The sequence below is a fragment of the Kitasatospora kazusensis genome, from assembly GCF_039529945.1.
GTDB lineage: Bacteria > Actinomycetota > Actinomycetes > Streptomycetales > Streptomycetaceae > Kitasatospora > Kitasatospora kazusensis.
Genome location: NZ_BAAANT010000007.1, coordinates 69,344 through 90,128, shown reverse-complemented (window position 1 = coordinate 90,128; position 20,785 = coordinate 69,344). Strand labels below are relative to the sequence as shown.

General features: G+C 71.2%; 18 protein-coding genes and 3 tRNA genes. 11 read left to right on the top strand and 10 right to left on the bottom strand.

Going from position 1 to position 20,785, the window contains the following annotated elements:
- Window positions 1-33: 33 nt before the first annotated feature.
- Both dnaG and ABD330_RS08410 read left to right on the top strand, forming a co-directional pair.
- On the top strand, window positions 34-1,944 hold the full coding sequence (dnaG, locus tag ABD330_RS08415; RefSeq protein ID WP_344462478.1) for a DNA primase: 1,911 nt from the start codon (window positions 34-36) through the stop codon (window positions 1,942-1,944).
- Between the two features lie 193 nt (window positions 1,945-2,137).
- The gene (locus ABD330_RS08410; protein ID WP_344462476.1) at window positions 2,138-3,274 is read left to right on the top strand and encodes an RNA polymerase sigma factor; all 1,137 of its coding nucleotides are present in this window, start codon (window positions 2,138-2,140) and stop codon (window positions 3,272-3,274) included.
- A gap of 94 nt (window positions 3,275-3,368) precedes the next feature.
- Here ABD330_RS08410 and gad read toward each other — a convergent pair whose 3' ends face one another.
- From gad to ABD330_RS08395, 3 genes are all read right to left on the bottom strand, one after another.
- Window positions 3,369-4,772 (bottom strand): glutamate decarboxylase, encoded by a 1,404-nt coding sequence (gene gad / locus ABD330_RS08405; protein WP_344462474.1) that lies wholly within the window; start codon window positions 4,770-4,772, stop codon window positions 3,369-3,371.
- Between the two features lie 223 nt (window positions 4,773-4,995).
- Window positions 4,996-6,393, bottom strand: a complete 1,398-nt coding sequence (locus ABD330_RS08400) for a sensor histidine kinase (RefSeq protein ID WP_344462472.1) — start codon at window positions 6,391-6,393, stop codon at window positions 4,996-4,998.
- On the bottom strand, window positions 6,386-7,063 hold the full coding sequence (locus ABD330_RS08395; protein ID WP_344462470.1) for a response regulator transcription factor: 678 nt from the start codon (window positions 7,061-7,063) through the stop codon (window positions 6,386-6,388). Before ABD330_RS08395 ends, ABD330_RS08400 begins: the two co-directional genes overlap by 8 nt.
- Window positions 7,064-7,198: 135 nt before the next feature.
- Between ABD330_RS08395 and ABD330_RS08390 the strand changes: the two genes are divergently transcribed.
- From ABD330_RS08390 to ABD330_RS08380, 3 genes are all read left to right on the top strand, one after another.
- On the top strand, window positions 7,199-7,708 hold the full coding sequence (locus ABD330_RS08390) for a hypothetical protein (protein WP_344462468.1): 510 nt from the start codon (window positions 7,199-7,201) through the stop codon (window positions 7,706-7,708).
- Window positions 7,709-7,997: 289 nt separating this feature from the next.
- A complete protein-coding gene (locus ABD330_RS08385; protein ID WP_344462466.1) occupies window positions 7,998-9,167 on the top strand; it encodes a glycosyltransferase in 1,170 nt (389 codons plus the stop codon).
- Window positions 9,167-9,913: a polysaccharide deacetylase family protein gene (locus tag ABD330_RS08380; protein WP_344462464.1), complete on the top strand. Its 747-nt coding sequence runs from the start codon at window positions 9,167-9,169 to the stop codon at window positions 9,911-9,913. The genes ABD330_RS08385 and ABD330_RS08380 overlap by 1 nt, the downstream gene beginning before the upstream one ends.
- 198 nt (window positions 9,914-10,111) lie before the next feature.
- Here ABD330_RS08380 and ABD330_RS08375 read toward each other — a convergent pair whose 3' ends face one another.
- Both ABD330_RS08375 and ABD330_RS08370 read right to left on the bottom strand, forming a co-directional pair.
- Window positions 10,112-11,548 (bottom strand): FGGY family carbohydrate kinase, encoded by a 1,437-nt coding sequence (locus tag ABD330_RS08375; protein WP_344462462.1) that lies wholly within the window; start codon window positions 11,546-11,548, stop codon window positions 10,112-10,114.
- Window positions 11,549-11,660: 112 nt separating this feature from the next.
- Window positions 11,661-11,954: a hypothetical protein gene (locus tag ABD330_RS08370; protein ID WP_344462460.1), complete on the bottom strand. Its 294-nt coding sequence runs from the start codon at window positions 11,952-11,954 to the stop codon at window positions 11,661-11,663.
- Window positions 11,955-12,259: 305 nt separating this feature from the next.
- Between ABD330_RS08370 and ABD330_RS08365 the strand changes: the two genes are divergently transcribed.
- Together ABD330_RS08365 and ABD330_RS08360 are read left to right on the top strand one after the other, a co-directional pair.
- Window positions 12,260-12,332: transfer RNA gene (locus ABD330_RS08365), tRNA-Asn, on the top strand.
- A gap of 41 nt (window positions 12,333-12,373) precedes the next feature.
- Window positions 12,374-12,446: transfer RNA gene (locus ABD330_RS08360), tRNA-Asn, on the top strand.
- A 143-nt stretch (window positions 12,447-12,589) separates the two neighbouring features.
- Here ABD330_RS08360 and ABD330_RS08355 read toward each other — a convergent pair.
- Window positions 12,590-13,375: a trypsin-like serine peptidase gene (locus ABD330_RS08355; protein ID WP_344462458.1), complete on the bottom strand. Its 786-nt coding sequence runs from the start codon at window positions 13,373-13,375 to the stop codon at window positions 12,590-12,592.
- 129 nt (window positions 13,376-13,504) lie between these two features.
- Window positions 13,505-14,404, bottom strand: coding sequence for a trypsin-like serine peptidase (locus ABD330_RS08350; protein WP_344462456.1), 900 nt, complete (start codon window positions 14,402-14,404; stop codon window positions 13,505-13,507).
- A gap of 228 nt (window positions 14,405-14,632) precedes the next feature.
- Here ABD330_RS08350 and ABD330_RS08345 point away from each other — a divergent pair.
- Window positions 14,633-14,706 (top strand) — tRNA-Ile (locus ABD330_RS08345).
- A gap of 283 nt (window positions 14,707-14,989) precedes the next feature.
- On the opposite strand, the gene ABD330_RS08340 is transcribed toward ABD330_RS08345, so the two are convergent.
- Entirely contained in the window at window positions 14,990-16,693 is a 1,704-nt protein-coding gene (locus tag ABD330_RS08340; protein WP_344462700.1) for a site-specific integrase, read from the bottom strand.
- 219 nt (window positions 16,694-16,912) lie between these two features.
- Here ABD330_RS08340 and ABD330_RS08335 point away from each other — a divergent pair, with 219 nt between their 5' ends.
- The 3 genes from ABD330_RS08335 (at window position 16,913) to uppS (ending at window position 18,925) form a co-directional block, all read left to right on the top strand.
- Window positions 16,913-17,158: a helix-turn-helix domain-containing protein gene (locus tag ABD330_RS08335; protein ID WP_344462454.1), complete on the top strand. Its 246-nt coding sequence runs from the start codon at window positions 16,913-16,915 to the stop codon at window positions 17,156-17,158.
- Between the two features lie 97 nt (window positions 17,159-17,255).
- A complete protein-coding gene (locus ABD330_RS08330) occupies window positions 17,256-18,203 on the top strand; it encodes a recombinase family protein (RefSeq protein ID WP_344462452.1) in 948 nt (315 codons plus the stop codon).
- Between the two features lie 5 nt (window positions 18,204-18,208).
- Complete coding sequence (gene uppS, locus ABD330_RS08325) at window positions 18,209-18,925, top strand: polyprenyl diphosphate synthase (RefSeq protein ID WP_344462450.1); 717 nt, start codon at window positions 18,209-18,211, stop codon at window positions 18,923-18,925.
- Between the two features lie 14 nt (window positions 18,926-18,939).
- On the opposite strand, the gene ABD330_RS08320 is transcribed toward uppS, so the two are convergent.
- Together ABD330_RS08320 and ABD330_RS08315 are read right to left on the bottom strand one after the other, a co-directional pair.
- The gene (locus tag ABD330_RS08320; protein WP_344462448.1) at window positions 18,940-19,518 is read right to left on the bottom strand and encodes a hypothetical protein; all 579 of its coding nucleotides are present in this window, start codon (window positions 19,516-19,518) and stop codon (window positions 18,940-18,942) included.
- 230 nt (window positions 19,519-19,748) lie between these two features.
- Window positions 19,749-20,285 (bottom strand): hypothetical protein, encoded by a 537-nt coding sequence (locus ABD330_RS08315; RefSeq protein WP_344462446.1) that lies wholly within the window; start codon window positions 20,283-20,285, stop codon window positions 19,749-19,751.
- Window positions 20,286-20,785 lie beyond the last annotated feature (500 nt).

Genomic DNA, 20,785 nt, shown 5'->3' with positions numbered 1-20,785 from the left:
CGGACGCGGGTCGTCCTCCCGTACACTTCACCAGTGGCCGGGCGGATCAGGGACGAGGATGTACAGGCGGTGCGCAACGCGCTGCCCATCGACGCGGTCGTCGGCGACTACGTCCAGCTGGCCAACGGCGGCGGCAGCCAGCTCAAGGGGGTCTGCCCCTTCCACGACGAGAAGTCGGCCTCCTTCTACGTCCACCCGGGCAAGGGCGTCTTCCACTGCTTCGGCTGCGGCGAGAGCGGCGACACGATCTCCTTCCTGATGAAGATCGAGCACTTCTCCTTCGCCGAGGCCGTCGAGCGGATGGCCGGCCAGGCCAACATCACCCTCCGGTACGAGGAGGGCGGCTACTCGCCGCGCCACCAGCAGGGCGAGCGGACCAGGCTGGTCGAGGCGCACAAGGTGGCCGCCGCCTGGTTCCAGGAGCAGTTGGAGACCCCCGAGGCGGAGATCGGCCGGAACTTCCTGGCCGAGCGCGGCTTCGACGCCGATGCCGCCAAGCACTTCGGGGTCGGCTACGCGCCGGCCGGCTGGGAGCACCTGGTCCGCTACCTGCGCGGCAAGGGCTTCAGTGACAAGGAGATCCTGCTCGGCGGCCTGGCCTCGCAGGGCCAGCGCGGCGGGCTGATCGACCGCTTCCGGGGCCGGCTGGTCTGGCCGATCCGGGACACCACCGGCGAGGTGATCGGCTTCGGTGCCCGCCGCCTGCGCGAGGACGACAACGGTCCGAAGTACCTGAACACCCCCGAGACGCCGATCTACAAGAAGTCGAACGTGCTCTACGGCATCGACCTGGCGAAGAAGGAGATCGCCAAGTCCGGCCGGGCCGTGGTGGTCGAGGGCTACACGGATGTGATGGCCTGTCACCTCGCGGGTGTGACAACGGCGGTGGCGACCTGCGGTACCGCGTTCGCCGAGGACCACATCAAGATCATTCGTCGGCTGCTGATGGACACCTCGCAGTACCGGGGTGAGACCGTCTTCACCTTCGACGGCGACGCGGCCGGCCAGAAGGCGGCCCTGCGCGCCTTCGAGGACGACCAGAAGTTCGCCGCCCGCACCTCGATCGCCATCACCCCGGGCGGGATGGACCCCTGCGAGCTGCGCCTCGCCAAGGGCGACGAAGCCGTCCGCGAGCTGATCGAGAACCCCGTCCCGCTCTTCGAGTTCGCGCTCCGCTCGGCCGTCGCCCGGCACCGGGTGGACACGCCCGAGGGCCGCGCCGCCGCCCTCGAAGAGGCGGCCCAGATCATCGTGAAGATCAAGGACCGCTCGATCCAGCACGAGTACGCCGTCCAACTCGCGGGCCTGCTCGGTATCCTGGACGAGCAGTTCGTGGTCCGCCGGATCGGCCAGCTGGCCCGCTGGCAGCGCGACAATCCGCAGCAGGCGCGCGGCGCGCAGCTCTCCGCCCGCCGGATCGAGGTCCAGGCCGCCGCCCAACCGGCCGTTCCCGTCTACCGGTTGAACCCCAAGGACCCGGCCCAGTTCGTCGAGCGCGAGCTGCTGAAGCTCGCCCTCCAGCACCCGGACCTGGTCAGCCCGGCCTTCGACAACTACGGCGACGAGGAGTTCCCCACCCCGCCGTACGCGGCCGTCCGGGCCGCCGTCCGCCAGGCCGGCGGCGCCGCCTACGGCGCGACCCTGCCCGACTTCACGGCGGTCGTCCGCGAGGTCTGCCCCGACGACCAAGTGCGCAGGCTCGTCACCGAGTTGACCGTCGAGCCGATCCGTACCCGGCGTGCCGCCGACGCCATCTACGCGGGCGAGTTCCTGGTCAAGCTGCGCCTGCAGGCCGTCGACCGCCGGATCGCCGAGGTCCGCGCGCAGCTGCAACGGCTCGGCAACCGCTCCAGTGCGGAGGAGATGAACGCCGTGCAGAGCGAGCTGTGGGCCCTCCAGCAGTACGGGCAGGGGCTGCGCAGCCGGGGCTTCGAGGGCCTCTGAGCCGTTCGGCGGGCCCTTGTTCAGCCCCTCCCCGGCCTTTTCCGGACGGGGCGGTGGGCCGGTCCGACGGCGCGGCACCCGAGAAAGTCCTCGCAGGGCTCTCGGCCCGGGAGCGTGGCGTACCCCACACTGATGGGTATCCCAGTCCGTGTGGCGCGGATCCCCCCACGAACCGCGCGCGGCCCAGAGAGGGATGCCCGTGGACTTTGCCGCAGTGCAGCCGCCGCAGGCCGTCGTGGACGAGAGCCTCGTCGATGATGCCGCCGCCGGGGACGAGAGAGCCGGTACGAGCGCGTTCGACCACGGGCGGGACGACGGCGCGCCGCCGGAGGAGGCCCGGGTGCCCGTCCAGGGCGGGCACCCTCAGGTGGAGGAGGACGAGGAGGACGGCCCGCTGCCCGCGCTCGACGACTCCACCGGCCCGGCCGCCGACCTGCTCCGCCAGTACCTGCGCGAGATCGGCCGGATCAGGCTGCTCAGCGCGGTCGAGGAGGTCGAGCTGGCCCGGCAGGTCGAGGCCGGGCTCTTCGCCGAACAGGCCCTGGACTCCAGCCCGCGCCCGGACGAGCGCCTCACCGACGAACTGGACCACCTGGTGCTGCTCGGCCGGGTGGCCAAGCGCCGCCTGATCGAGGCCAACCTGCGGCTGGTGGTCTCGGTCGCCAAGCGGTACGTCGGCCGGGGGCTGACGCTGCTCGACCTCGTCCAGGAGGGCAACCTCGGGCTGATCCGCGCGGTGGAGAAGTTCGACTACGAGCGCGGCTACAAGTTCTCGACGTACGCCACTTGGTGGATCCGGCAGTCGATGAGCCGCGCCCTGGCCGACCAGGCCCGGACGATCCGGGTCCCGGTGCACGTGGTGGAGCTGATCAACCGGGTGATGCGGGTCCAGCGGGCGATGCTCCAGGAGCACGGCAGCGAGCCGAGCGTGGCGCAGGTCGGTGCCGCACTGGAGATCTCCGAGAGCCGGGTCCGCGAGGTGCTGCGGTTCGCGCAGGAGCCGGTCTCGCTGCACACCCCGGTCGGCGAGGAGGACGACGTCGCCCTCGGGGACCTGATCGAGGACGCCGACGCCGCCTCGCCGGTCGAGTCCGCCGCCTTCCTGCTCCTGCGCCGGCACCTGGAGGCGGTGCTCTCCACGCTGGGCGAGCGCGAGCGCCAGGTCGTCCAGCTCCGGTACGGCCTGGACGACGGCCGGCCGCGCACGCTGGAGGAGATCGGCCACCTCTTCGGCGTCACGCGTGAGCGCATCCGGCAGATAGAGGCCAAGACGCTGTCCAAGCTGCGGGACCACGCCTTCGCGGACCAGCTGCGCGGGTACCTCGACTGACGCCCGGTGCCTTCGAGAAGCCGCATGGCCGGGGTGCCACGGGGGTGCGTGGTGGTTCGCGCACCCCCGTGAGCAACCCGCAGCGTGCCGCTGCTCAGTGGTGGAAGCCGGTCCGGACGGGCACGCCCAGATCCTTCAACGGGACCGGCTGGCGGTTGAGTTCGGGGAGCAGCCGGGTCAGGTCGGCGAGCAGCAGGTCGGCCAGGTCGCGGGAGAAGCCGTTGCGGCAGACGACCCGCAGTACGGAGAGGTCGGTCCGGCCCTCCGGGAAGGTGTACGCCGGTACCTGCCAGCCGCGTTCACGCAGCCGCCGCGACACGTCGAAGACGTCGAACGACATCCCGGGCGCCGTGGTGAAGGCGAAGACCGGCAGTTCGTCGCCCCGGGTGATCAGCCGGAAGCTGCCCAACTTCTCGATCTCCTGGGCCAGGTACTCCGCGACGTCCCGGGAGGCCTGCTGCACGGCGCGGAAGCCGTCCCGGCCCAGCCGCAGGAACGTGTAGTACTGGGCGACGACTTCGGCCCCCGGGCGGGAGAAGTTCAGTGCGAACGTGGGCATTTCACCGCCCAGGTAGTTCACCCGGAAGACCAGCTCCTCCGGCAGCGACTCCTTGTCCCGCCAGAGCGCCCAGCCGACGCCCGGGTAGACCAGCCCGTACTTGTGGCCGCTGGTGTTGATCGAGGAGACCCTGGGCAGCCGGAAGTCCCAGAGCAGCTCCGGGTCGAGGAAGGGCGCGACCATCCCGCCGGAGGCGCCGTCGACGTGCACCGGTACGTCGATCCCGGTCCGCTCCTGGAACGCGTCCAGGGCCGCGCAGATCTCCGCCACCGGTTCGTAGCTGCCGTCGAAGGTGGAGCCGAGGATGCCGACCACCCCGATGGTGTCCTCGTCGCAGAGCGCCACCGCGTGCTCGGCGTCCAGGTGGAAGCGCTCGCCCTCCATCGGGGCGGTACGCGCCTCCACCTCCCAGAAGGTGCAGAACTTCTCCCAGCAGACCTGGACGTTGACGCCCATCACCAGGTTGGGCCGGGCCCCGGCCGCGTACCGGTCGGCGTTGCGCCGCATCCAGCGGCGCTTCAGGGCCAGCCCGGCCAGCATGCACGCCTCGCTGGAGCCGGTGGTCGAGCAGCCGACCGCGTTGTCCGGGTCGGGCGCGTGCCAGAGGTCGGCCAGGATCGCCACGCAGCGCCGTTCCAGCTCGGCGGTCTGCGGGTACTCGTCCTTGTCGATCATGTTCTTGTCGAGGCACTCCCCCATCAGCTTCTCGGCCTGGACCTCCATGGAGGTGGTCACGAAGGTGGCCAGGTTGAGCTTGGCGTTGCCGTCCAGCATCAGCTCGTCGTGGATCAGCTGGTACGCGGTGTCCGGCGGGATCGGGGTGTCCGCCAGCCGGTGCACGGGCGGCGAGAGCCGCATCGCACCGAGCGGGTCGGCATCGCCGATGAGCGGGTTGACGGTCAGTCGGCGGTCGTCGGTGTCTCCGTGGTGCAGTGCCATGAAGCGGGGGTCCCTTCCGCGAACGGGCTTTCGTTCACCATGCACCATTGAGGCGCGTGGGCACCCGTGCGACGCGGTGGGTTCCGCCCGCGTGCCGACGGTGTCGCCCGCGCGCGGGCCGGTGGCCGGCCCGCCCGGGCGCGCTCACGCCCGGCCGCCGGCGCTCAGGCCCTCCGGCACGCGCTCACGCCCGCCCCCGGTGCTCAGGCCCGGCCGCTCACGCTCAGGGCTGCTCCAGCGGCAGCCGGGCCACCAGGCGGGCGCCGCGCTCGGAGTCGGCCACCGCGAGACTGCCGCCGAGGTGGGAGGCGATGTCCTGGGCGATGGCCAGGCCCAGCCCGGCGCCGCCCTCGTCGCGGCTGCGCGCGTCGTCGAGCCGGGTGAAGCGCTCGAAGACCCGCTCCCGGTCGGCCGGCGGGATGCCGGGGCCGTCGTCGGAGATCTCCAGCACCGCCGTGCCGGTGCCGGGCTCGACCCGCAGGACGAGGTCGACCCGGGAGTCCGCGTAGCGCTGGGCGTTGTCCAGCAGGTTGGTGACCAGCCGGGTCAGCCAGAGCCGGTTGCCCACCACGGTGACCTCGGAGCCGGTCCGGACCCGGACCGGGATCCGGTCGGTGCGCCGCCCGTCGACCGTCTCGCCGACCAGGTCGGACAGGTCGACGGAGGCCATGGCCGTCGGCTCGGCGGTGTCCAGCCGGGCCAGCAGCAGCAGGTCGGAGGCCAGGTCCTGGAGCCGGGCGGTGTCCTCCAGAGCGCCGCGCACCAGCTCCTGCCAGAGCGCCGGGTCCGGGTGCGCGAGCGCCACCTCCAGCTGGGTGCGCAGCACGGTGATCGGGCTGCGCAGCTCGTGCGAGGCGTCCGCGATGAACTGGCGCTGCCGGACGCCGGACGCCTCCAGCCGGTCGAGGGTGGTGTTCATGGTGGCGGCGAGCCGGGCGATCTCGTCCCGGCTGCGCGGCACGGGCACCCGGCGGTGCAGGTCGCGGTCGCTGATCTCGGCGACCTCGGCGCGGATCGCCTCGACCGGCCGCAGCGCCCGGCCGGTCACCCACCAGGTGACCAGGACCACGGTGAGCAGCAGCAGCGGCACGCCCACCAGCAGGGTGGCCGTGGTGGTGGTGTCGGCGGCGTCCGCGTCCCGCAGCGAGGTGCCGGCGTAGACGGTGACCAGGCCGGTGGAGGTCTCGGTGGTGACCTGGACGACCCGCTGGCGGTGCTCGTCGTGCAGCGGGCTGAGGTCCCAGGTGCCGCGGACGATGCCGACGGTGCTCGGGCGTTCGGTCGAGACGGCGGGCCGCCCGGCCAGGTTCGCGCTGGCGGCGATCACCTTGCCGGCGGCGTTGACCACCTGGATGAAGTCCGCGCCGTGGGCCGGCGGCGGGAGCGGGTCGAGCCGCCCGTCGGCGGCCAGCTCGGACACCGCCACGGCCTGCTGCTCGGCCGCGGTCTCGGCGTTCTGGAGCAGGTTCAGGTCCAGCAGCGTGACCAGCGCGAACGAGGCGACCCCCAGCGCCGCCGCGACGACCACGGAGGCGCCGAGCGTCGCCCGGGCCCGGACGGACCCGGGCCGGAGCCGTTGCAGCCGCCCGGCCAGCCGCTCCCGGCGGCCGGGGTCAGCCACCGTCCACCGCCAGGCGGTAGCCGGCACCGCGGACGGTCTCCACCGCGGCCCGCCCGAACGGCGCGTCGATCTTGCGGCGGAGCGCGCTGACGTGCACCTCGACGATGTTCAGGTCGCCCTCGAAGGCCGAGTCCCAGACGTTCTCCAGGATCTCCCGTTTGGGTACCACCTCGCCCGCCCGCCGGGCCAGGTGCTCCAGCACCGCGAACTCCCGCGAGGTGAGTTTCGCCGGTACGCCGCCGCGGGTGCAGACCCGCCGGGCGGGGTCGATCACCAGGTCGCCGAACTCCATGGTCTGCGGTCCGCGCCGCCCGGTGCGACGGACCAGCGCGCGCAGCCGGGCCACCAGCACCACGTACGAGAACGGCTTCGAGAGGAAGTCGTCGGCCCCGGTGTCCAGCGCCTCGGCCTCGTCGTACTCGCCGTCCTTCGCCGTGAGCATCAGGATCCCGGCCTCGTTGCCGGCCGCGCGCAGCCTGGCGCAGACCCGGTAGCCGTTCAGGCCCGGCAGCATGATGTCGAGCACGATCGCGTCGTAGTCGTGCTCGCAGGCCAGCCAGAGCCCCTGAGGCCCGTCGTGGGCCACGTCGACGGAGAAGCCCTCCGCCTGGAGCCCACGCTGAAGGGCGGCGGCCAGCCGCCGCTCGTCCTCGACCACCAGTACGCGCATGAGGACAAGGGTCGCAGGCCGCGCGGGAAGCCGGCTGAAGATGGCTTCAGCTGCCTTCAGCTCAGCTTCAGCATCGCTTCAGCAAGCTACGGCCGAAGTCGGGCGCGGTGTCCGGTTGTCACGAGGAGCAGCGAGATGTCTGAGTCGTTTCCCCCCACCCCGGAGCAGCCCGGCAAGCCCGAGCGGCCGGCCGGCACCCGGGCGGCCCTCGGGAGCCTGCTGCCCCGGCGCCGGGCCGTCCGGCTGGCCGCACTGGGCGCGGTCGCGGTGATCGTGGGCGGGGGAGCGGCCGCCGTCGCACTGGACCACCACTCGCACGAGGACGAGGGCGGCCGCTCCGCCGCCGACGGCGCGCACGGCCGGGGCGGCCACCACGGCTGGCACGGCCGGGACGGCGGCCAGGGCACCGACGGGCCGGGCGGCGCGGCCCCCGCCCCGCTGCCCCTGCTGCCCGCGACCCAGGCGGCGGCGAAGGCGGCCGACGCCGTCCCCGGCGGCCGGGTCGAGACGCTCCAGGTGGTCGGGCAGCAGGGTGGCGGCAGCGCCTGGCAGGCCGTGGTGCTGGGCAAGGACGGCGTCCGCCACGCCATCACGCTGGCCGGCGCCGACGGCGCGGTCACCGGCAACACCGTCGTCGGCGGCTAGACCCGTTCTCCGCCGCCGTCGGCCGACGCCGCCCGACGGCGCCGCCGCTGCGGGGACCGGCGTGACCCGCAGTACCGGCCCGGCCGGTGGACGAGACCACCGGACCTCGAACGCGCCCCGCCGGGCGCCCGCACAGACCGGCCGGCCCCGAAGGGATCTCGGGGCCGGCCATCCATCTTCGCGCCACCCACTTCCGCGCCACGGCGTGCGGGGGCCGGACCTGGGGCCATGCCTGCTCCGCCCGGTCGAAAGGAGCCTGATGCCATCACGACGGACACGCATAACCGTGGTGTCGGCCAGCGTCGGAGCCGGCCACGACGGCGCGGCCCGCGAGCTGGCCCGCCGCCTCCAGGAGGCCGGGTACGCGGTCGACCGCCACGACTTCCTCGACCTGCTGCCGCCCGGCTGCGGCCGCCTGCTGCGCGGCAGCTACGCCCTGGAGCTGCGGGTCGCCCCCTGGGCCTGGGGCAGCATGCTGCGCGCCCTGGAGCAGCACCGGGGCTTCGGCGGCCTGGTCGGCCGGCTGGCCGGTCGCGCGGCGGCCCGCCGCACCCGCGCGGTGATCGGCCCCGACACCGCCGCCGTGGTCTCCACCTACCCGCTGGCCAGCCAGGCGCTCGGGCAGCTCCGCCGCAGCGGCGGGCTCTCCGTCCCGGCCGTGACGTTCCTCACCGACATGTCCGTCCACCCGCTCTGGGTCGCCGACGGCATCGACCTGCACCTCGCGCTGCACCCGGTGGCCTCGGACCAGGCCGGCCGGCACGGCGCCCGCGAGGTGCTGTCCTGCGGGCCGCTGGTCGGGCCGCAGTTCCGCCCGGCGCTCTCCGAGGACGAGCGCCGCAGCGAGCGGGTCCGGCTCGGCCTGCCCACCGACCGTCCGCTCGCCCTGGTGGTGGCCGGCTCCTGGGGTGTCGGCGAGGTCGAGGAGGCGGCCCGGGAGATCGCCGCCTCCGGGCTCGCCGTCCCGGTCACCGTGTGCGGGCACAACAGCGTGCTGCGCGGGCGTCTGCTGAAGTCGGCCGTCGGCGTGCCGCTCGGCTGGGTCGACGACATGCCCGCCCTGCTGCGCACCGCCGACGTGGTCGTGCAGAACGCCGGTGGCCTCACCTCGCTGGAGGCCATGGCGAGCGGCGTACCCGTGGTCAGCTACCGCTGCCTGCCGGGCCACGGCGTCACCAACGCCGCCGCCCTCGACGAGGCGGGCCTCGCGGTCTGGATCCGCGACCTCCCGTCGCTGGCCCCCGCCCTGGCCACGGCCCTGGCCAGCCGGCCGGACCCCGCGCCCTGGACCGTCGACGCGGCCCCCGCACCGTCCTCGCCCGACCGGGTCATCGCGGAGCTGGCCGGACCGACCGCCGAACCCGCTACCGTTGCCGTTCCGATCCCTGCCCAGGCCCGGCCCGTCGCCACGACGGCGCTGTACGCGGAGCAGGACGCCCAGACTCTTGAGGTCGCCTGATGAGCAGCCGGACCACCGTCACCGTCACCCGTACCCTGGCCGTGTCCGCCGCCGTCGCGGCGGGCGGGGTGGCCGTGGCCCACAGCCTGCCCGCGCTCAGCTCCCTCGGCCCGCTGCGGCCGTACGTCGCCCCCGGCCTCAGCGGCTGGGGCGACCCGGGGCACGTCGCGCTCACCTTCGACGACGGGCCCGACCCGCGCTCCACCCCGCTCTTCCTGAAGGAACTGGACCGCGCGGGCGTCCGGGCGACCTTCTTCCTGCTCGGCCGGATGCTGGTGCAGGCGCCCTGGCTCGGCCGTGAGCTGGTCGAGGCCGGGCACGAGGTCGCCGTCCACGGCTTCCAGCACCGCCCGATGCTGATCCGCTCCCCCCGGGCGACCCGGGACGACATCGCCCGCGCCCGCGACCTGATCGCCGAGGTGACGGGCGAGCAGCCGCGGTTCTACCGCCCGCCGTACGGGGTGCTCAGCCGCTCGGCGCTGGCCGCGGCCCGCCAGCTCGGCCTGACCCCGATGCTCTGGTCGCACTGGGGCCGCGACTGGACGGCGACCGCCACCCCCGACTCCGTCCTGCGGACCATCACCCGGGCCCCCCTCGCGGGCGGCACGCTCCTGCTGCACGACTCGGACGTCACCTCCGCCCCCGGCGCCTGGCACTCCACCCTGGGCGCCCTGCCCCGCATCCTGGACCTCTGCGCCGACCAGGGGCTCACGGTCGGGCCCCTGCGGGACCACCTGCCGGTGTAGGGCCTCGCGCGTCGTTCACCCTGCATGACCAAAGGGGCGCGTGGGGGCACCTCCCGGCCGAAGGCTGGGGGAGAACTGCGCGAAGCGGAAGGTGCGGCCTGGGGCCTTCCGGTTTCGCGCAGTTCTCCCCCTGCATGACCAGAGGTGCCCCCACGCGCCCCTTGGTGGTGCGGGGGAACCTGGCGGAGGGCGGTGGTGTCAGCCTTTCGCGGTCTCGGGGTGGGTCTGCTCGCGGACGGTGGTGTACTGCTGGCGGACGGAGCGGCCGACCGCGGGGTCGTGGAACTGATCGGGGGCGACGGTGACGGCCTCGGGGAGGTCCCAGCGCGGTGGCTCGGTCGTGCCCGCCAGGGCCCAGGCGGCCTGCCGTGCCGCACCGCGGGCCGCGTAGTCGCCGGCCGGCGGTATCACCACGGGCAGGCCGAACAGCAGCGGCGCGATCTCCCGGACGGCGGGCAGCCGTCCGACCGCGCCGAGCAGGAACACCCGGCGTACCGCGACACCTTGGTCCCGCAGTACGTCGAGCGCGTCCGCGACGTTGCACAGCATGCCCTCGACGGCGGCCCTGGCCAGGTGCTGAGGGGTCATCGATTCAATCCGAAGGCCCGTCAGGGTCCCTGCCGCGCTGGGCAGTTGGGGTGTCCGCTCGCCGTCCAGGTACGGCAGCAGCACCAGGCCGTACGAGCCCGGGGTGGACTGCAGGGCCAGCTCGCTCAGGCCGGCGAGGTCGCAGCCGAGCAGCCCGGCCGTCGAGCGGAGCACCTGGGCGGCGTTGAGGGTGCCGACCATCGGCAGGTGGTGGCCGGTCGCGTCGGCGAACGAGGAGACGGCGCCCGAGAGGTCGACCACGGGCTGGTCGTGCACCGCGAAGATGGTGCCGTTGCCGCCGAGCGAGACCACCGCGTCGCCGGGCGTCAGGCCGAGGCCGAGCGCGGCCGCCATGTTGTCGCCGGTGCCGGCGGAGATCAGCAGGCCCTCGGGGGTGTGGCCGGCGGGCTCGGCGGGCCCCAGGACGTCCGGGAGCCGCAGTTCGTGGCCGACCGCGAGCTGCACCAGGTCCTGCCGGTACTCGCCGGTCAGCGGCGACCAGTAGCCCGTCCCGGAGGCGTCGCCCCGGTCGGTGGTGCGGCGCTTGGGGTGGCCGAGCAGCTGCCAGACCAGCCAGTCGTGCGGCAGCAGGACCTCGGCGATCCGCTTGGCGGAGACCGGCTCGTGCTCGGCCAGCCAGCGCAGTTTGGCGATCGTGTAGGTCGGTGCGGGGACGGAGCCGATCGCCTGGACCCACGGCTCGGGGCCGCCGAGCGCGTCGATCAGCGCGGCGGCGGAGGCGGCCGAGCGCGGGTCGTTCCAGAGCAGTGCCGGGCGGACCAGCACGCCGCCCGCGTCCAGCCCGATCAGCCCGTGCTGCTGCGCCGACACGCCGATCGCCCGGACGCTCTCCAGCAGGCCCCCGGTGGCCGCCTCGCCGAGCGAGTGCAGCCAGTTCTGCGGGTCGGTCTCGGTGGCTCTGGCGTCCGGGCTGTCCTGTACCGGGTGGGCGGCACGGCCGTCGCGCAGCACGGCGCCGGTGTCGGCGTCGCACGCGACGATCCTGGTGCGGCTGGTTGAGCTGTCGATGCCCGCGACGATGGCCATATCGAGATCATGCCTCAGCGGGCGGCCCGGCCGCTGCCCGGCGGGCCAAGTGTTGCCCACTCGGTACGGGCGGGTAACACCCCGGTGGGCCGCACCTGACTCCGGGTGACACTCAGGAGCGTACGGTGCCCCAGCTGTCGTCCTCGGCGTGCTGGCGGTTGAAGTACGGGACACGGTCGGTGACCGCGTTCGGCAGTCGGTCGCCGACCCGGTCGGCCACCGCTCCCGCCGCCTTCCCCGCCACCGTGCCCGCCTGCTGCCTGGCCTTGTCGGCGGCGTCCTGCACCCGGGGGTTCTGGGCGATCTGCCGCGCGGTCCTGGCGATCTGCTCGTAGCGCTGCCGCCCGGCCCGGGCGCCCAGGACGTATCCGACCCCGACTCCGACGATCAACGTCAGCTTCCACATGCTCGGCTTCCACCCTTCCTTGCGGACCCTGCCGCGTTGCCCTACCCGTCCTGCCCGGTGGTGAACCTCCCGGGCTCCGGCGGGTCCGTGCCCGCGGTGCCCCCAGCATCCCCCGCCGGGGCCCGCGCCCGCGCGCGGGGCGCGCCGAGCGGGTCGCGCGCGTGCCCCCCGGCGCGCCCCGCGGTGCCCGCTGCCGACCGCCGGGCGAAAGCGATTGGCGGACCACCCCCCTGAGTGCGCTAATGTATGTCCCGCAGCGAGCGCCGAGGCGCCGGGGAGGATCCGGCACCGGAGCAGGAGCTCAATCCCGCATAGCTCAATTGGCAGAGCAGCCGACTGTTAATCGGCAGGTTATTGGTTCGAGTCCAATTGCGGGAGCTCGGAAGGCCAGCCAAGGCCGTCCGGCGCTGCAAGTTCGGTCCCGCATAGCTCAATTGGCAGAGCAGCCGACTGTTAATCGGCAGGTTATTGGTTCGAGTCCAATTGCGGGAGCTTCACCTGTCTTCCAGGTGAGTGCGCAGAGCGAAGGCCCTCCGGTCACCGGAGGGCCTTCGTGTTTCCCGGCCCGGCTCGGCTCGGCGCGGCGCGGCCCGCCGCCGCGCCGCTGTCCGCGGCGGCGGCGGCCACCGCGCGGCTCAGGCGGTGGCCTGCCGGTACAGGTCGGTGACCCGGTGGTCGAAGGTGATGCTGTACGAGGTCTGCTCGGTGTCCCCGCCCTGCTGGTAGCCGCCGATCACGCCCACCACCTTGCCGTCGGAGGTCAGCCAGGGGCTGCCGCTCGTCCCGTCGGTGTAGCCGTAGCAGTCGAACCGCTCCTGGGTGGCGCTGTACTTGCTGGTCCGGCCTGCGCAGGTGATCGGGTTCTGGCTGTCGTTCGGATAGCCGGTGACGGAGACCGGCAGGCCGAACCCCGCGTCGGTGCCCAGCGGGTTGCCACCGAGCACGTCCTCGATCTGCCGGCCGTCCTGCGCGTCCAGGGCGAGGAAGGCGACGTCGTACTCCGGATCCCCGCCGGCCGTCCAGTGCGGGTCGACGGTTGTCGCGATGGCCTTCCAAGTGCCGTACGGAGCTTCGCCGTTGCGGTACCCGGGGGCGAACACCAGATTGTCCAGCTGTCCTTGGGAGGCGGTGTAGACGCAGTGCGCGGCGGTCACCAGCAGATTGCGGTGCGGGCTGTGCACGATGCTGGCGGTGCAGCCCCGGGGGCCGTTCAGGGCGTCCTGGAAGAGCGTGCCGACCCGGTTGCTCGTCCCGCCGGGCTCGGCCGGGCGCGAGGAGGGTGTGCTGTGGGCCTGCGGCTGCCCGGACGGCGAGCACGAGGTGCCGGCGGCGATCAGCAGCGCGGCCACGGCGGCGGTGGCGGCGGGCGCGGCGGTGAGCCGCCGGGCGGCCGTGGTTGCACCGGGCCGGACGCGTGCCATTCGTGATCCCTCTCCCCGGGGCCGTGCCGCCTCGCGGCAGGTCAGGAGCAAGATCTACCAGGCGGCCGACCCGCTGCGCCACCCCGTGGCGGCAGGTTCTCGGCGCGGCCGACGTGCCGGTGGCGGGTGTCAGCCGGTGGCGCGGTCGTAGAGGGCCTGCACCTGGTCGCCGAAGTAGCAGGTGTACGAGACGTCGGGGCTGTCCCCGCCCTGCTGGTAGCCGCCGATCACGCCGACCACCGTGCCGGAGTGGGTCTGCGGGTCCAGGGCGGTGATCCAGGGGCTGCCACTGGTGCCGCCGGTGTAGTCCGGGCAGTCGATCCGCAGCTGGGTCGGGCTCTGCTGGGTGGTGTTGTTCGCGCAGGTGATCGGCACGTCGCCGCTGCTCGGGTAGCCGGTCACCCGGACCGGCAGCCGGTACCCCTGGTTGATGCCGAGCGTGTTGGCGCCGAGCACCTGCTGCACCTGTCGGCCGTTCTGCGGCTGGACGATCGCGAACGCCACGTCCAGGTCGGGGTTGCCGTTGTCCTTCCAGCTCTGGTCGACGGTGACCGAGACCAGCGGCCAGACGCCGCTGGGGGTCTCGCCGTTGCGGTAGCCGGGGATGAAGACCACATCGCTGCGCTGGCCCGCGACGGGGTCGTAGACGCAGTGCGCGGCGGTGATGATCAGGTTCTGCCCGGCGCTGTCGACGACGCTGGCGGTGCAGAAGTGGTCGCCGTCCGCGTTGTGGGTGAAGACCGCGCCGACCAGCCCGCTGAGACCGGTGGCCTTGGCCGTCCGGGTGGTGCCGGGGTGCCGGGCGATCGCACCGAGGATCCGGTCCTTGCTCCAGCCGTGCGCGGAGGCGGAGGCGGAGGCGCCGGCGGTGGCGGTACGGGAGCCGGAGCCGCCCGTACTCGCGGCCGCGCTCCGCGCGGAGCCCGCCGCGCCGCCGCCCGGCCCGGACGAGCCGCACCCGGAGGCCGTCAGCGCGAGCACGGCGGCCGCACCGGCCCACACCCGCCAGTCGGTACGTTTACGGACCATCACCCGCCACCATCCTCGGAGCCGGAGCACCCGTCGATCGGGCCTCCAGCTTCACCCCGGTGGCGGCTAGACGCAATCGACAGCCCCAGGTCGGGCCGGGTGTACCGTCGCGCACCCGGATGCTCCCCCGGCGCGCACCACGGCTGATCGACCAGCTATGCTGCCGGGGACGGCCCTGAGGGGCCGTCTGCTGCTGCACCGGTCCTCGCACCGTGCTGCACGGCGGACGGGGCGGTAGCTCAGCCGGTTAGAGCAAGGGACTCATAATCCCTGGGTCGTGGGTTCGAGTCCCACCCGCCCCACTCCGCAGAACAAGGGCCTACCTGGGAAAACACTACGGGATGAGCCGCTGGGCGAGGGTACAACAGGCCGAGAATCACCCAATGGGAAACGCTCGGTAAACAGGTTGACGCTGATGCCGTCCGGCAGGCCACCGTCGACCCTCCGGCGGTCGGCAAGACGAAGCGCGGTCGGACGGTCCGCGAGGCGGCCGAACACCGTGACAGCGACCACACAGGCCTGATCCCTGTGTGTCAGATTCCATGCGATGACCGCGCGGGCCCCATCCCCGCGATCGCGTCAAGCTCAACTAGCAGCCAGCACCCGGACCTTCCTCCGTGCCTTCGCCCGCTCGCGGTGGGTGGAAGGCGTCGCGACTGGTGGCGTCACGGGCTCGGCTGCCTCAGTGACCCGCCGGGCCCTCGGAACGACGCTGAGGGAGGCCTCGGCTTGAGCCTGCTTGAACTGCGGGAAGACGGTTGTGTAGGTGTCTCCAGTGATCTGGATGCCGGAGTGGCCCAGCAGGTCGGAGATGTCCTTGAGCGTCATCCCAGCCGCGTTCGCGATGCCGGCCGCGCCGTGACGGAGGCCGTGCAGGGTGATCGGAGGCAGGTCCATCTTTTCGACCAGGTGCAGGAACCGGTGTGTGAGGTAGTCGGGGTGGTACATCGACCCGTCTTCCTTGGTGAAGACAGCCCCGCTGTCCTGCCATGCCTGGTCCTTGTGGCCGGCGTTCCAGGCTTCCTGCTCAGCGAGTTGTTGTTCGCGGAGCAGGCGGAGGAGTTCGACGGTCTCCCGGTCGATGGAGATGGTCCGAATACTGTCGGCCTTCGGGTCTTCATGGAACGTCTCGTAGGAGACGGTGACGATCTGTCGGCTGATGTGGATGGTTCGGGCGTCGAGGTCGACCTCGGACCAGGGCAGGGCGCAGGCTTCGCCGCGGCGCAACCCACGCAGTCCGAGAAGGTGCCAGAGGGCGTGTAGGCGGTCGTCGTGGGTGGCGTCGAGGAACTCGCCGGTTTGCTCGGGAGTCCAGAGCATGACGGGGGAGGGCTTCTGGCCGGTGCGCCTCCATTCGGCGACTCGGCCCGGGGTCCACACCAGGGCGCGTGGCCTCGGGGCGGGCGTCAGGTTGACGAGGCTTGCCCAGTTGCGTGTGGCCTTCTCGTTGCTGACGGCGTCTTCGAGGGCGGAGGAGAGGGTCGCCAGGATGCGGTGCTGGGTGACGGGGCCGGTGAGCCGCTTGAGCTTCTTGCGTTCGTCGCGCAGGACCATCTTTGCTTCGTCCCAGGCCCTGCGGGCTTCTGCCCTCTTGGCCTGGCCGGCGCGCGTTCCACGCGGGATCTGCTTCCACAGGGCCTGCTTGGCCTCGCAGTCCTCGGTCAGTGCCTCGACTCGGGCATGGTGCGCGTCCCGCGCGGAGTTCTCGTCAGCTATCGCGGTGAACATCTCTCGGATGTGATCGGGGCGCAGGTCGACCAGCTCGACGTGGCCGATGTAGGGCTCGATGAAGTCGCGTATGTGCTGGCCGTACTTGTCGGCGGTGGACTTGGCCAGGTCCTCCTTTCCGTCGAGCCAGTCCGTCATGTACGCCCTCAGGGTGAGCTTGGAGCGTGGATCTACGCCGGCGAGCGCGAGATTGTACGCCTTCTTCGCCTCGGCTGCTGCTCGCTTTTGGGTCCGGAAGCCGCCCTCGACCGCTCGGTTTCGCTTCCCCCCAACCTTCAGCGGCAGCTCGATGCTGTAGTACCAGGTGCCGTGGCCGCGCTGGCTGAGCTGAGAGCAGGCGGCCTCCAGGCGGCCGGTCTTCTGGTTGCCGTCCTCGTCGAGCATGGGCTGCCCCTTGTACGCCCCACGTCGATGGAACAGCGGCCCCTCGCAGCCGCAACGCTTGTAGGTCTTGTCCTCGAACATGTGCCCCCCATGGGCGAGGGTCGGCGGTTGCGCCGACCATTTGGTGTGGTTCCTGTGCGCAAGTGGTGCATCAGGATGATCCATCTTGCCCTGCATCTCGGACACCAGTGCGGTGATGGGGGCGGGATGGCTGTGGGCATGTCGAGAAATGGCCACTTGAGCTGCACGTACTTGACAGTGATCAACTACGGAGCGTCACTGAATGGGGGGTGCCTCATGCGTCGACCGGCTCTGGCGTGCCATATCTTGCCTTGGCTGGGTGTCGATACCGTATGCTGCGGAGCAGTTGTGCGCGGGGGAGAAACGCGGCAGCTGATGACAACTGCAAAACTGGCAAGCTCGGTCGGGTCGAAGGCGATGACTCTGGGTGAGCTGCTTGATCTGCCAGCGATCGTCAACGTAGAGACGGCTGCTCGGGCGTTCGGAATCGGCCGTAATAAGGCCATGGATCTGATCCGCGCGGGTGACTTCCCGGTGGTGACGCTGAAGCTGGGCGGAACGGTGAAGGTCCCCACAGCCTCCCTCCGGGAAGCCTTGGGGTTGCCAATGGTGCTCCGGTAGGGGAGCGTCTGGTCGGTCCAGAAGTGGCGGCAACTTAACAAGAAGTTGTCGCCATGGCGGGATCGGGGCACTGCGACAGGAAGCTAGGTAGGACGGCATGCCGAGGCAATACGGCTTCGACGACATTGACGGCACGCGACTGCGCGAGGCTGAGGTACCACCAGTTCGCGAAGCCGCCTCCCGCCGTGCCGCCGGTTCGACCAAGGCGGACATCGCCAAGTGGATGAACGCCCAGGGGTACCGGGGTACACGCGGCGCAGAGTGGAATTCCATGACGGTCGGCCGCTTGCTGCGCAGCCCGATGATCGCAGGGCTGGCCGAGGATGCCGGCGGCAAGCTGACTGAGACCGGCAAGCCCCGGATCATCACGGCCGAGGAGTTCCTTGAGCTCAGGGCGCTTGATGAGAGGGAGGCGCCGGCACCCGCGCAGGACGCCTACGACTACGCCTTCACTGGCGGGTTGGCGGTCTGCGGCCTGTGCCAGCAGCCGCTGACGGCGTCTCGCTCCAACTCCGACGCTCCTGGGTACCGCTGCACGTCAGGGTGCGGAAAAGTCCGGATCGATGCGGAGTTGCTGGAGGAGCATGTTGCCGAGTACCTGCTCGCCAGGCTTCTGCTCCGTGGCACTCAGGAGGCTCTGGAGGGCGCCCGGCAGGAGATAGCAGCCGAAGCCGCCGCCGCCAAGGCCCGCATCAAGGAGCTGAAGGGAGCCGCCGGGCAACTGGCTCGCGACTACCTTGATGCAAAGGTCAGCAGGGCGACCCTTCATGAGGTCGAGCGGCAGACCAAGGCCGAGACGAAGAAGCTACAGACGCGGCTTCGGTTTCTCGAACAGGCCATCGCCGCGCCGAGGATCCACGACGTGGACAAGGCCATTTCTTGGTGGGAGCACGCCCCTGGTAAGTCCAAGCGCGGCATCGCGTCGTTGTTCCTCACCAAGATCGAGGTCTTTCAGGCCTCGGCCAAGGGCATCAGGACCATCGAGCCGGGCCGTGTGGTTCTGGACTGGCGCAGCCCGGGGAAGCCGTCATCAGCAGCTCACTGAGCCGTGTGCAGTCGGCCAGCGGCACGCAGCTGAGACACCTCGGGATCATCGTTGACGGCAGCCGGCGATGGGCGAAAGCGCAGGGGTTGCCCACCACCGAAGGGCATAGGGCTGGAGCCGCCAAGGTCCGGGAAGTGCTGGCCTGGTGCGAGGAGAGCGATGTCCAGGTCGTCACCTTCTGGTTGCTGTCGGTGGCAAACCTGCAACGACCAGCAGCCGAGCTCGCGCCGTTGATCGGCATCATCGAGGACCTGGTCCTGAGCCTGCGCGCAGCCAACCGCTGGGACATCCGCCCGATTGGTGACTTCGGTCTTCTCCCGGATCGCACGGCCCACATCATGGAGCTGATCGCGGCCATCGAAGCGCCCAAGTCCGCCGCGGTGCAGGTCAATATCGCAGTGGCGTACGGAGGACGTGAGGAACTGGTGGGCGCCTTCCGTCGCACCGTCGCGGAACTCGCAGCCCGTGGGTACAGCGCCGAGGAGATTGTGGATGCCCTCGAAGAGAGGGACATAGCCCGGCACCTGTACACCAGCGGCCAGCCGGACCCGGACCTGGTGATCCGAACGTCCGGAGAGCAGCGCCTAAGCGGTTTTCTCCCCTGGCAGGGCTTCCAGAGTGAGCTGTACTTCTCTCCAGTCCTATGGCCGGACCTGACTTGGGCTGACTTCCAAGCCGCACTCGATTGCTACCAGAGCCGCTCACGCACGCGGGGAGTGTGAGCGGCCCTGGCGCGCTACTGCGAGGCCTTCACGCACTCGCCCTGCTGCTCGGACGACCGGCGCAGTGCACTCGCCGAGATCGACAGGCCAACGATCAGCAGGACGATGGAGACCCCGGACAGCGTCGGCGACACCTTCTCCTCCAGCTCCAGCGGCCAGGGCCGGCCCATGGCGTAGGTGACCAGGTAACTGCCCTTGCTGGCGGCGTACGCCAGGCCGAACAGGGCAGCGATCGCTGCGACTCTCAGGCCGGCCGCTTGACGGCCGCGGCCTGCGCGGCGGTTGATCCCGCCCGCCTTCAGGCACAGAAAGACCAGCTCGGCGCACGTCACGGCCACGTACGTCAGATACACCAGCAGGTACGAGTGCACCGTATGGTTGCCTGCGAACTCGGTCGTGAACTCGATGTTCTCCGCGTCGTCTGAAGCGGCGATGAACAGCGGGATGAGGGCGGCAGTCACTCCGAAGGCCAGGAACACCCTGTACCCCGCGTGGGTCGGCACCGCCCACTGCTCGTACGCCCAGTCCACGAGCATGATCTGAAGGCTGCAACACCAGGCGACGGCGCACAGATGCGCGCCGAGCTTGGCCACGTTCTGAATGCCGGTCAGGGACTCTACGGCGTTCGCAAGAGGGGGTATCGCCAGAGCTACTCCGACCGTCACTACCGCGAATGCTGCGGCCCGTGCCCATCGCGAGATACCGAAGTCCTCTTCATGTCGGCGCCGCCAGGCCACTCGTAGGTTCGCTACGGTCCCTCCGACTCCGACAAGTGTGCACAGCCCGAAAATCAGGGCGTCCAACATGCTGTGGTCTAACCTCCTCAGTTGTCGGCGGCCCGAGCCGCCATCTCGGCGTCGCTGCGCCGTCCTCCCCGTCGCCGGCCGGGCCTTGTGGGCTCGGAGGCAAGCGGCGGTACGTCCGGCACTTCGGGTACCGGCCCAGCCCCGGGCGCGTGCCGCTCACGGATTTCGTGCGCGGCGGCCACCAGCTCGTCCAACGCCTCCGAACCGAGACCCGCGACCAGTCGCAGCGCCTCGCGAGCACGCTGTTCCTGTTCGTAGACGGTGAGAGAGGTCAGGTCGTTCCATCCGGGCAGCAGGTACGCAGACGGTGCTTCGAACGCTTGCGCGACCGCTTGGATCGTAGTGCAGGGGGGATTCGACTTCGTACCGTTGAGTAGGTCATTGATGACAGGATGGGAGACGGCGGGCTTGTCCGTGCCTGCTGGGGCTGTTCTGGCGGCCAGCTCGCGGACGGACGGCACGTGGCCCGTGCGGGAGGCCAGCCGACGAAGAAGTAGGTCGAGCTTGGCGGCCAGGATTCCTGGCGCCTCCGGAGGCGGATGGTTCGCGGGCATCAGTGCGTCTCGCGCCCTGGGGATGTTGCCATGATCTGGCTCTGCACGATGCCCCCATTCCGAATGTTAATGATCATTGACAATGTGTCGTGACACGATGCAAGCTACCGGAAGGTCGCCGATCATGGGCGGCTCGGGGGTGCCTTGCCGAGGCTGTTGGACCGGCCGTTTCGTCGCGCGCGCATCCCCTGTAGGCGATCCGTGGCCCTCGGTGTCACGAGGGGGAAGTCCTGATGATCGACCGCGCCCGGGTTTTGGCACGCCTTCGGGAGGCCGAAGCGGCAAGCCGCCAAGGGATTGCTGCGGACGAAGCCGCGCGCGTCCTGTGCCACATCGCTGTTGTTGAGCCTGGGGCCATCGAGATGGGATCCCGTCCGGCGGCGTCCTCGCCTTCTCCCCGCTGACGGCCTCCCAGGCCAGCCAATAGGCCGCCTGACCTGCAAAAAGTCAAAATTCAGACTTGCTCCATCCCCCTTATGCGTATAAAATTAAGACATAAG

Coding starts and splice junctions, on each gene's coding strand:
- ABD330_RS08410 (WP_344462476.1), top strand. CDS start 2,138: ATGCCCGTGGACTTTGCCGCAGTGCAGCCGCCGCAGGCCGTCGTGGAC.
- gad (WP_344462474.1), bottom strand. CDS start 4,772: ATGGCACTGCACCACGGAGACACCGACGACCGCCGACTGACCGTCAAC.
- ABD330_RS08395 (WP_344462470.1), bottom strand. CDS start 7,063: ATGCGCGTACTGGTGGTCGAGGACGAGCGGCGGCTGGCCGCCGCCCTT.
- ABD330_RS08390 (WP_344462468.1), top strand. CDS start 7,199: ATGTCTGAGTCGTTTCCCCCCACCCCGGAGCAGCCCGGCAAGCCCGAG.
- ABD330_RS08380 (WP_344462464.1), top strand. CDS start 9,167: ATGAGCAGCCGGACCACCGTCACCGTCACCCGTACCCTGGCCGTGTCC.
- ABD330_RS08375 (WP_344462462.1), bottom strand. CDS start 11,548: ATGGCCATCGTCGCGGGCATCGACAGCTCAACCAGCCGCACCAGGATC.
- ABD330_RS08370 (WP_344462460.1), bottom strand. CDS start 11,954: ATGTGGAAGCTGACGTTGATCGTCGGAGTCGGGGTCGGATACGTCCTG.
- ABD330_RS08355 (WP_344462458.1), bottom strand. CDS start 13,375: ATGGCACGCGTCCGGCCCGGTGCAACCACGGCCGCCCGGCGGCTCACC.
- ABD330_RS08350 (WP_344462456.1), bottom strand. CDS start 14,404: ATGGTCCGTAAACGTACCGACTGGCGGGTGTGGGCCGGTGCGGCCGCC.
- ABD330_RS08340 (WP_344462700.1), bottom strand. CDS start 16,693: ATGCAGGGCAAGATGGATCATCCTGATGCACCACTTGCGCACAGGAAC.
- ABD330_RS08335 (WP_344462454.1), top strand. CDS start 16,913: ATGACAACTGCAAAACTGGCAAGCTCGGTCGGGTCGAAGGCGATGACT.
- ABD330_RS08330 (WP_344462452.1), top strand. CDS start 17,256: ATGCCGAGGCAATACGGCTTCGACGACATTGACGGCACGCGACTGCGC.
- ABD330_RS08315 (WP_344462446.1), bottom strand. CDS start 20,285: ATGCCCGCGAACCATCCGCCTCCGGAGGCGCCAGGAATCCTGGCCGCC.